The organism is Mycobacterium sp., from assembly GCF_035314665.1.
Taxonomy (GTDB): domain Bacteria; phylum Actinomycetota; class Actinomycetes; order Mycobacteriales; family Mycobacteriaceae; genus Mycobacterium.
In genome coordinates this window covers 1-10159 of sequence record NZ_DATFZD010000146.1, presented here as the reverse complement: position 1 = coordinate 10159, position 10159 = coordinate 1, and the positions used below count along the sequence as shown (strand labels likewise).

The 10159-nt window shown below is 65.8% G+C and carries 10 protein-coding genes and 1 riboswitch; of the genes, 6 read left to right on the top strand and 4 right to left on the bottom strand.

All coding sequences use genetic code 11. The features are described 5' to 3' along the window. The 4 genes from VKI00_RS11820 to VKI00_RS11805 form a co-directional block, all read left to right on the top strand. On the top strand, positions 1-380 hold a 380-nt coding region (locus VKI00_RS11820; RefSeq protein ID WP_324437647.1), incomplete at its 5' end, for a VOC family protein. After that, entirely contained in the window at positions 377-1150 is a 774-nt protein-coding gene (locus tag VKI00_RS11815; RefSeq protein WP_324437646.1) for an SDR family NAD(P)-dependent oxidoreductase, read from the top strand. The genes VKI00_RS11820 and VKI00_RS11815, both read left to right, overlap by 4 nt. Then, positions 1147-1764, top strand: coding sequence for a TetR family transcriptional regulator (locus VKI00_RS11810; RefSeq protein ID WP_324437645.1), 618 nt, complete (start codon positions 1147-1149; stop codon positions 1762-1764). The genes VKI00_RS11815 and VKI00_RS11810 overlap by 4 nt, the downstream gene beginning before the upstream one ends. Continuing rightward, on the top strand, positions 1761-2870 hold the full coding sequence (locus VKI00_RS11805) for a dihydrodipicolinate reductase (RefSeq protein ID WP_324437644.1): 1110 nt from the start codon (positions 1761-1763) through the stop codon (positions 2868-2870). The genes VKI00_RS11810 and VKI00_RS11805 overlap by 4 nt, the downstream gene beginning before the upstream one ends. A gap of 1 nt (position 2871) precedes the next feature. On the opposite strand, the gene VKI00_RS11800 is transcribed toward VKI00_RS11805, so the two are convergent. Together VKI00_RS11800 and VKI00_RS11795 are read right to left on the bottom strand one after the other, a co-directional pair. After that, positions 2872-3261 (bottom strand): DUF393 domain-containing protein, encoded by a 390-nt coding sequence (locus VKI00_RS11800; protein ID WP_324437643.1) that lies wholly within the window; start codon positions 3259-3261, stop codon positions 2872-2874. After that, on the bottom strand, positions 3258-3728 hold the full coding sequence (locus tag VKI00_RS11795; RefSeq protein ID WP_324437642.1) for a hypothetical protein: 471 nt from the start codon (positions 3726-3728) through the stop codon (positions 3258-3260). Before VKI00_RS11795 ends, VKI00_RS11800 begins: the two co-directional genes overlap by 4 nt. Positions 3729-3871: 143 nt before the next feature. On the opposite strand from VKI00_RS11795, the gene VKI00_RS11790 reads away from it, so the two are divergent. Further along, positions 3872-5629 (top strand): DUF3556 domain-containing protein, encoded by a 1758-nt coding sequence (locus VKI00_RS11790; protein ID WP_324437641.1) that lies wholly within the window; start codon positions 3872-3874, stop codon positions 5627-5629. Between the two features lie 171 nt (positions 5630-5800). Here the strand turns inward: VKI00_RS11790 and metE are convergent, their stop codons facing one another. After that, on the bottom strand, positions 5801-8071 hold the full coding sequence (gene metE, locus VKI00_RS11785; protein WP_324437640.1) for a 5-methyltetrahydropteroyltriglutamate--homocysteine S-methyltransferase: 2271 nt from the start codon (positions 8069-8071) through the stop codon (positions 5801-5803). A gap of 136 nt (positions 8072-8207) precedes the next feature. Continuing rightward, positions 8208-8419: riboswitch (cobalamin riboswitch) on the bottom strand. A 71-nt stretch (positions 8420-8490) separates the two neighbouring features. After that, a complete protein-coding gene (locus VKI00_RS11780) occupies positions 8491-9198 on the bottom strand; it encodes an SDR family oxidoreductase (protein ID WP_324437639.1) in 708 nt (235 codons plus the stop codon). Between the two features lie 98 nt (positions 9199-9296). On the opposite strand from VKI00_RS11780, the gene VKI00_RS11775 reads away from it, so the two are divergent. Next, positions 9297-10159 (top strand): thiolase family protein (locus VKI00_RS11775; RefSeq protein ID WP_324437638.1); only part of this gene is annotated, 863 nt, incomplete at its 3' end.

The following is a 10159-nucleotide window of genomic DNA, read 5'->3' as shown; positions in this document are numbered from 1 at the left end:
TCTCCGGTGAGCCTTTCGACGCGGTCCTGCACGCTAAGCGGAAGCAAGAAGGCCGCGTGGTCGGTGGCTTGCTGGGTGGATTGATGGTGGAACTGCTGTCCCTGGGAGCTAAACCCGGCACCGACAAGCCGGCCCGTCGCGGCATTACCGGTATTCACAACGTGTCGTTGTCGGTGACCGATCTGAACGACACCCATCGCCGCATCAGCGACGCCGGCTATCCGCCCGACCAGGAGCCGTTCGAGATCGGCGGTGTGCGAATGTTTTTCGTCAAAGACCCGGACGGGACACCGGTGGAGTTCATCGAATTGCCCGACGGTGCCCGTAGCACCTACGAAATGCACCGCGGCGTGGCGCTCCAGATGGGGCCGGTCAAGTGACCTACACTCATCCCGACTCGATGCGCGGGCACGTCGCGATCGTCACCGGTGCCGCCCAAGGCGTGGGTAAGGGCATCGCCATCGCACTGCTCGAACGTGGTGCGGCGGTGCTGCTGGTCGACATCCAAGATGAGGTGCTCGCAGCGACAACCACCGAGCTCGAGGCGGTGGGCCGGGTCGCGAAACTGGTCGCCGATCTGCGGGATCCGGGCAGCGCCAAGCGAATCGTGGCGGCTGCCGTCGACGCCTTCGGCACGGTGCACGGGCTGGTCAACAACGCGATCGCCACCAACGAGCCCAAGGCGTTTGTGGACATCACCACCGAGGACCTGGCGCTCGGCTACGACGTCGGCCCCCGGGCGACCTTCCTGCTCATGCAGGCAGTACACCCGTTGATGCTCGAGGCCGGCGGCGGGTCGATCGTCAACCTCGGCTCGGGGACGGGCACCGGCGGCGAGCCCAAATGGGGCGGTTACGCAGCCGCGAAGGAAGGCATCCGTGGCCTGTCGAAGGTCGCCGCCCTGGAGTGGGGGCGCGACAACATCCGTGTCAACGTCATCTGCCCCTTCGCCGAATCCGACGGTGTCAAATCGTGGAAGCAGTTCGCCCCTGACGATTACGCGAAGGCGGTGCGGCGCGTTCCGATGAAACGCATCGGCGATGTTCGCACCGACGTCGGTGCGCTGGTGGCGTTCCTGCTCAGCAGTGACGCGACCTTCATTACCGGGCAGACGATCCAGGTCGACGGCGGAATCGGTTGCTTCCGATGACCTTTCCCACCGACCGAAAATCGCTGCGAGATCGCCAGCGCGCACAGATCCGCGCCGACATCCGGCGTGCGGCGTTCCGGCTGTTCATTGAACACGGATACGACGCCGTGACAACGGAGGAAATCGCCGCGGCCGCGGGTGTTTCGCCACGGACCTTCTTCCGGTACGTCCCGACGAAGGAGGAGGTGCTGCTGGCACCGGTCCGGCACGGCGGCACCGCAATCGTCAACCTGCTCGAACAGCGGCCCGCCGCCGAGTCGCCCGACGTCGCGCTGATCAACGCGATCGTCACCCGCACCCGCTCGTTCGACGCGGCCGACACCGAAGAGTGGCGCAAAGCCCTGCTGGTCGCCCCCGAGGTGCTCGGCAAGCTGACCATGCACACACCCGCCGACAAAGAGCGGGCGGCCAAGCTGGTCGCCGCACGCATGGGCGCCAACCCCGATACCGATATCCGACCGGGCCTACTGGTCCAACTCGCCTTTGCCGCAGCCGATTACGGATTTCAGCGCTGGGTACGTCAATCCCGCAACCGTCGCCCGCTGGATCACTACGTCACCGAAGCCGTCGAAGCGATCAAGAGTCCCTACTGGAGAAGGAAGCCGAACTCGTGAAACCGAAATACAAAGTCGCCGTTTGGGCCACCGGCGGCGTCGGAAAGTACGCAATCCGCACCATTGCCGACCGGCCCAACCTTGAGCTGGTCGGGGTGTGGGTGCACTCAGAGAGTAAGAGCGGCAAGGACGCCGGTGAGCTCGCCGGCATCGATCCGGTCGGAGTTTGCGCCACGCGAGACGAGTCGGCGATCCTCAATGGCGACGCCGACTGCGTGGTATACGCCGCGCCGGCGCCGCAGCGGATGAAGGAAGCGATCGGTGACCTGTGCCGAATCCTCACCGCCGGCAAGAACATTGTGACAACCGCGATATCGGGGCTGGTCTACCCGCGCGGCTCGATGCCCGACAAGGTTACCGATGCGATCCGCGGCGCGGCCGAAGCCGGACGAAGCTCTCTGTTCTCCAGCGGTATCGAGCCGGGATTCGGCGCCGACTTGTTTCCCATCGCGCTGATGTCCATGTCACACAAGGTTTACTCGGTACGTGGCATCGAGATCACGAACTACTCGGACTATCCAGCCGAATACGACATGCGCGATCTGTTCGGCTTCGGCCAGCCTCTCGACTACCAGGGTGGGTTGAAGGCGCCGGGCACGCTCCGCTGGGGGTGGGGCGCCGCGGTCACCATGGTCGCCGAATCGTTGGGGGTTGAACTCGATGACATCCGCGAGACGTGCGAGTTTCAGGCCACGCCGCGCGATATCAACACCGCGTTCGGACTCGTCGAAGCCGGCACGGTCGGCGCCACCCGGGCAGCGTGCATCGGCGTCGTAGACGGCCGCGAGGTGGTCACCATCGAGCACGTTGACCGTATCGCCGACGATCTGGCCCCGGACTGGCCGAAGGGCCGAACCGGTGGAACCGATGGCATCTGGCGGGTCAATATCGACGGAGAACCGAGCTTAGACGCGGAGTTCGAAGTCGGGTATCTCCCCGGCGAGAGCCACAACGATCACGGCTTGCTGGCAACGGGCATGCGGGCGGTCAACGCGATACCGTGGATCTGCGATGCCGAGCCCGGAATCGTTGACGCGCTGCATATCCCGCTCACCTCGCCGGTGGGCGCGCTGCATCCACACCGGGATGGGGTGCCTGCCTTTTAGCTCAGCAGGCGCTGGGGTGTGACTCGCAGTACGGGGTGGTCCCCGGGAAGCGATACCGGTGGGCGACCACCCACCGGTAGACGACGTCCTCGATGAAGCGGACGCCGGGAACCCGGTAGAGCGCCAACGGGATTCGGCTGCCGATTGCCGCCGACAATGCCGCGTTGGCGGCCTCCGCACCGGAATACACGGTGCCCGAGGGATCCAGCCACCGAAGCGATTCGAGCAGGCTCGCCGGCGCGATACCCAGTCGCTGTGCGGTTCCGGGACTTTGCAGAGCCTCGGTCTGCACGTTTCCGGTTCGATCCATCCGCAACAGCAAATCCCTGGACCGAGTGCACATTCCGCAGGCTCCGTCGAAGAACAGGGTTCCTGCTCGCTCGGTGCTCATCGTGCGACACCTCGTCGGGAAGGCGGCTGCACCACCAAAGACTCGCCGACGGATCGGCGTGCCCGGCTACCGGCGATTGCGAACGCAATGCCGGTGCCGATCTCGGTCAGGGCGGAGAACCAGGAGAACCAGGTCACGTTGATGTGCGGTGGTGAGATGAAGCTGTCCTGGTAGCCCGGCAAGAAAGTCGGCAACAGGTGTGCGTAGGTGAATACCACGGCGCTGCCGAGTCCAACCGCGATCGCCGCCTCCGGCGCCCGCCGGCGCCGGGTTAGTGCCATAACGACCGCGACGGCGACGAACAGCCCTTGGATCATGCCGCCGATCATGATGAATGGCGGCGATGCCGACATGCCGCGGCGCAGATGGTCTAGCCCGTGGATTCCGAATCCGATGGCGAATGCTATTGCAGCCCAACGGAGGATGTCGCTCGCATCTTCGCGTCCCGGCGAAGTCTGATCGATCATCGCGGATCACCGTCCTTGGTGGGGGCGGGTGAGGATTTGCCTGCCCAACCAACGTTCTACTACTACAGAACGTAGTAGTCAACGACGGATGTTGTTCCGCTGAACCCAACAATCCGGCTAGAACACGTTCTAATCTTGCCGCCATGGGATTTCTCAAACAGGAGACTCCGCAGATCGACTTCGAGGAGTGGAACAAGGGCACCCGGGCAGAGAAGATCATCCCGATGGCCCGGCACTGGGCGGAAGTTGGCTTCGGTACCCCGATAGCGCTGCACCTGTTCTACGTTGTCAAGATCGGCCTGTACATCCTGGCGGCGTGGCTGCTCGCGCTGACGACTACGGGGATCAATGGATTCACCAACGTCGCGCACTGGTACGCCGAGCCGATCGTGTTCGAAAAGGTCGTGCTCTACACCATGCTGTTCGAGGTGGTCGGCCTGGGCTGCGGCTTCGGCCCGCTGAACAACCGGTTCTTTCCGCCCCTCGGCTCGATCCTGTACTGGTTGCGGCCCGGCACCATCCGGCTACCACCGTGGCCCAATCGCATCCCATTCACCAAAGGGGATGAGCGCACCGCGGTCGATGCGTTGCTCTACGGCGCACTGCTGGTGCTGCTGGTCATCGCGATCTTCTCCGACGGCACCGGAGCTATGCCTGAGCTGGGGACGACGGTCGGGGTGTTGCCGGCGTGGCAGATCTGGGCGGTGCTCGGCGTGCTTGGGGTGCTGGGTCTGCGCGACAAGGTCATCTTCCTGGCCGCCCGCGGCGAGGTGTATGCATCGTTCACGGTCGCGTTCCTGTTCGCCGGTTACGGCGTGGACATGATCATCGGCGCCAAACTAGTGTGCCTCGTGATCTGGCTGGGCGCAGCAACATCCAAGCTCAACAAGCACTTTCCGTTCGTCATCTCGACGATGATGAGCAACAACCCAGTGTTCCGGCCGCGGTTTATCAAACGGGCGTTCTTCGAACACTTCCCCGACGACCTGCGTCCGGGCCGGCCGTCGCGCTGGCTCGCGCATTTCAGCACCGCGATCGAAGGACTGGTGCCGCTGGTGTTGTTCTTCAGTCATGGCGGCTGGCCCACCGCGATCGCCGCATTCGTCATGCTGTGCTTCCACTTTGGCATCCTGTCGTCCATTCCGATGGGTGTGCCGCTGGAGTGGAACGTCTTTATGATGTTCAGCGTGCTGTCGTTGTTCGTCGGCCACGCCGCCGTCGGGCTGGGCGACCTGACGACACCGCTGCCGATCCTGCTGTTCGCCGTCGTCGCGGGCACCGTTGTCACGGGAAACCTGTTGCCGCGCAAGGTTTCTTTTCTGCCGGGCATGCGTTATTACGCGGGCAACTGGGATACCACGTTGTGGTGTATCAAGCCATCAGCCGACGCGAAGATCGCCAAGGGGGTCGTGGCGATCGCGAGCATGCCCGCCGCTCAACTGGAGAAGTTCTACGGCAGCAAGGAGGCCGCGCAGATCCCGATGTACATGGGATATGCGTTCCGCGCCTTCAACACTCACGGCCGGGCCCTGTTCACCTTGGCGCACCGCGCGATGGCCGGTCAGAACGAGGACGACTACGTCCTCACCGATGGTGAGCGACTTTGCAGCACCGCCATCGGATGGAATTTCGGCGACGGGCACTTCAGCAACGAGCAGTTGGTCGCGGCCTTGCAAATGCGCTGCCACTTCGAACCGGGTGAGGTGCGCGTGGTGATGCTCGACGCCCAGCCGATCCACAAACAGACGCAGCAGTACCGGCTGGTGGACGCCGCCACCGGCGAGTTCGAGCGCGGCTACGTCCGGGTGGCCGATATGGTGACCCGCCAGCCCTGGGCGGACGACGTGCCGGTCCACGTATATGAAAGCCCGACCAATCGGCAGGTCCCGCGCCGAACGTGAACCTGTTGCGAGATTTCAGCGATTTCTTCGCAACAGTTTCACGTTCGGCGATTGGGCGGGCTACAGCTGGTTGCCCGACTCGTCAGCGGCCCGTTCCGGCCCGCATCGTCCCCGGGCTACGGCTGATTGCCCGGTTCCTCAGCGGCCTCGCCGGGCCGCATCGTCTCCGGGCTAGGCGCCGGCCCGCACTTCCTTGGTCGCGGCGACCAGGTTGGTGAGCGACGCCGAAACCTCTTCGGGGTTGCGGGTTTTCAGGCCACAGTCCGGGTTGACCCAGAGTCGTTCGGCGGGAACGGCTTTCAGCGCCGCCCGCAGCGACGTGGCGATCTCGTCGGTGCTCGGCACCCGCGGCGAGTGGATGTCATAGACGCCCGGGCCGACGCTGTTGGAGAACCCGACCGAGTTCAGGTCGTCGAGCACCTCCATGTGCGAGCGGGCCGCCTCGATCGAGGTGACGTCGGCATCCAGGTCGGCGATCGCGCCGATCACCTCGCCGAACTCCGAGTAGCACAGGTGGGTGTGGATCTGCGTCGCGTCGGAGACACCCGATGTCGCCAGCCGGAACGAGCCGACGGCCCAATCCAGGTAGGCCTTCTTGTCGGCGTCGCGCAGCGGGAGCAGTTCCCGCAGCGCGGGCTCGTCGACCTGGATGATCGCGATGCCGGCCAACTGCAGGTCCACCGTCTCGTCGCGGATGGCCAGCGCCACCTGGTTGGCGGTCTCGGCCAGCGGCTGGTCGTCACGGACGAATGACCAGGCCAGAATCGTCACCGGACCGGTGAGCATGCCCTTGACCGGCTTATCGGTCAGCGACTGGGCGTACTTGGCCCAGGCCACGGTCATCGGATGCTGGCGGGTGACGTCACCGTAGAGGACCGGCGGTCGCACGCAGCGGCTGCCGTAGGACTGCACCCAGCCGTTCTTGGTCGCAAAGAAGCCGTCCAGCTGCTCGGCGAAGTACTGCACCATGTCGTTGCGTTCCGGCTCGCCGTGCACCAGCACATCCAGACCCAGCTGCTCCTGCAGCTTGATCACATCGGCGACTTCGGCCTGCATCCGGCGGGTGTATTCCGCCTCGTCGATCTCACCGGCGACCAGAGCTGCGCGTGCCTTGCGGATGTCGGTGGTCTGCGGGAACGACCCGATCGTGGTCGTCGGCAGCGGCGGCAGGTGCAGCCGCGCGGTCTGCGCCGCCCGGCGTTCGGCGGCCGGCCCACGCTCGTTGCCCGACTTGGTAATTGAGTCGATGCGAGCGCGGACTTGGTTGTTGTGCAGGCGCGCGTCCTTCTTGCGTGAGGCGACGGCCGCATTAGACGCCGCGATCTCGTCGGCCACCGCTTCCCGGCCGTCCTTCAGCGCCCGCGCCAACGTGGCGACCTCGTGGACTTTCTCGGCGCCAAACGCCAGCCAGCTGCGCAACGCGTCGTCCAGGTCGGTCTCGGGCTCCAGCGAGTACGGCACGTGCAGCGTCGAGCACGACGTAGAAACCGCCAGCGTGCCAACCGAACCCAGCAACGCGGCCAGCTTGCCCAGCGCCGCTTCCAGGTCGGTGCGCCAGATGTTGCGGCCGTCGACGACCCCGGCCACCAGCGTCTTGTTTGTGAGCTCGGGAACCGAGGCGACTGCGGTGTCGGCGCCGTAGACCAAATCGACGCCAATCGCCTCAACGGGTGTGCGGGCCAGCGCGGTCAGCGCGCCGCCGGGGTCCCCGAAGTAGGTGGCGACGTGGATGGCCGGCCGCTTGTCCACCGAGCCCAACTCGTTGTATACCTTCTCTGCCAGCGCCGGGGCATCGGCGGAGATGTCGGTGACCAGCACCGGCTCGTCGATCTGGACCCACTGCGCGCCGCCGTCGGCGAGCTTGCCGAGCAGCTCGGTGTACGGCGGGATCAGCTCGTCGATCCGCCCGATCGCGGCGCCTGCGCCGCCGACCGCCTTGCTCAGCAGCAAGAAGGTGATGGGACCGATAATCACCGGGCGCGCCGGGATGCCTTGGTCGGCAGCCTCTTTGAGCTCAGCGAGCACCTTCTCGGGGTGCAGCGAGAACTTCGTGTTCGGCCCGATTTCCGGGACGATGTAGTGGTAGTTGGTGTCGAACCACTTGGTCATCTCCAGCGGCGGGATGTCTTGGGTGCCGCGGGCCGCCGCGAAGTAGCGGTCCAGGTCGTCGGAGACTTTCTGTACGCGCTCGGGCAGCGCACCGAGCAACACGGCGGTGTCGAGCATCTGGTCGTAGTAGGAGAAGGTGTTCACCGGCACGGAGTCCAGCCCCGCGGCGGCGAGCTGAGACCAGGTGTCGCGGCGCAGGGTTGCGGCGACGTTCTCCAGGTCGGAGCGGTTGGTACGGCCCGCCCAATAGCCCTCGGTGGCGCGCTTGAGTTCGCGTTTCAGGCCAATACGCGGGGAGCCGGTGACGGTGGCGGTAAACGGTGTAGCTGTCACGAATTCGTCCTTCAAGCGACGGGGTGGTCACCGCCAGGGGACGCGAAGCAGACCCCGATGCGGTGTGCCGCCTGCACACTCCTGCAACGAGGACAGCCGTACGCCCATTCCACGAGGCGATGAGCCGCCAGGCGCGGCGCGCCCGGCACAGTCGGCAGGTCTTCGGACTCGCAGGCGCGCACCGAGTGGTGCTCCGACCGGCCGTCGCTTCCCGGTCGGGCGACCAGTGCTTCTAGACGGCTTTCGTTCCTGCTTACCGCTGCGGGACAGTCCCGGACTCTCACCGGGTTCCCTCTTACGAAGCACATCTAACATGCTTCGCTCGATACCGATACCGTCATTGCGACGACGTCGGCAAACCAGCTGCGTAGTGCAGATTACCCGATTGATGGCGGCGACCCGCTGCGCCCGGCTTCGCCTTATGGTGGCGACCCGCTTCGCCCGGCTTCGCCGCGCTCGCGATCGCCACGGCCGCGCTTGCGATCGCCGCTGGCGGCCAGCGCCTCGGCGATCGGCAGGTCGCCGCTGTTGAACTCGATGGTCCGCCCGACCGTCGTGTCATCACTGAGCACGGCGGCCGCCACCAGCGCGACGTCCTCCCGGGAGACCTCCCCGGCGGTGCCCACGGCGATCCGGCCGGTTGCCGGTTCCAGCGTGAGCCGGCCGGGCCCCAGCACGGTCCAATCGAGCTCACTGGCGCGAAGGTGGGCATCGGCGGCCGCCTTGGCCTCGGCGTAGTGGAAGAACGGATTGTCTTCGGCGACACCGTGATCGGGTCCCGCGCCGAAGTAGGACACCATGACGAAACGTCGCGTTCCGGCCTGCCGGGCGGCATCGATCACCCGGATCGCCGCGTCGCGGTCGACGGCGTAGGTGCGGGCCGGGTTGCCGCCACCGGCGCCGGCGGAGAACACCACCGCGTCGTTCCCGGCCAGCAGCTCGGCCAGCGCGTCGGTGTCCAGGGTCTCGATATCCGCGACGACCGGACGGGCACCGCTAGCGGCGACGTCCTCGGCGTGGTCGGGATTGCGGAAGACCGAAGTCACCTCATCACCCCGCTGGGTGAGGATGCGGGCCAGGTGCAAAGCGACCTTGCCGTGGCCGCCGATGATCACGATGCGCGACATGACTTACGACGCTACCGGCCGGGTAGGCACCCCCGCGGCGAGCCGTCCAACGGGTTGGTCAACAATCGAGGAACAACCTCATGTCTTAAGGAGAAGTCATGGCCGAAGCCGTAATCGTCGAGGCGGTGCGTTCACCGATCGGCAAGCGCAATGGTGGGCTGTCCGGAGTGCACCCCGCCGACCTGTCCGCGCAGGTCCTCAATGGGCTCGTCGAGAAGGCCGGCGTCGACCCCGGGATCGTCGACGACGTGATTTGGGGATGCGTCATGCAGGCGGGCGAGCAGGCGCTTGACATCGGGCGCACCGCGTTGCTGACCGCCGGCTGGCCGGAGACCGTTCCCGGTGTCACCGTCGACCGTCAGTGCGGGTCCAGCCAGCAGTCGATCCACTTCGCCGCCGCGGGGGTGATCGCGGGCCACTACGACGTCGTCGTCGCCGGGGGCGTGGAGTCGATGTCGCGGACACCGATGGGGTCCTCGCTCGCCAACGGCGGCAAGCCGTTCTCGCAGGGCTTCCTGGACCGCTATCACGGGGTATTCCCCAACCAGGGCGTCGGTGCGGAGATGATCGCCGAGCAGTGGGGACTCGACCGGATCGCGCTCGACGAGTTCTCGCTTGGCTCTCACGAAAAGGCAGCAGCCGCACAGGATTCCGGGGCATTCGACGATCAGATCGTGGCTATCAAAGATCAGGACGGGAACGTAGTCCTCAAGGATGAAGGCATCCGCCGGGGCACGCCGATGGAGAAGATGGCGCAGCTGAAGCCCGCCTTCAAGGAGGACGGCGTGATCCACGCCGGGAACTCCAGCCAGATCTCCGACGGGTCGGCCGCGTTGCTGTTCATGTCGGCGGAGAAGGCGAAGTCGTTGAAGCTCAACCCGATCGCCAAGGTGCACACCGCCACCCTGGCCGGCGCCGACCCGGTGATCATGCTGACCGCGCCGATCCCGGCGACCCAGAA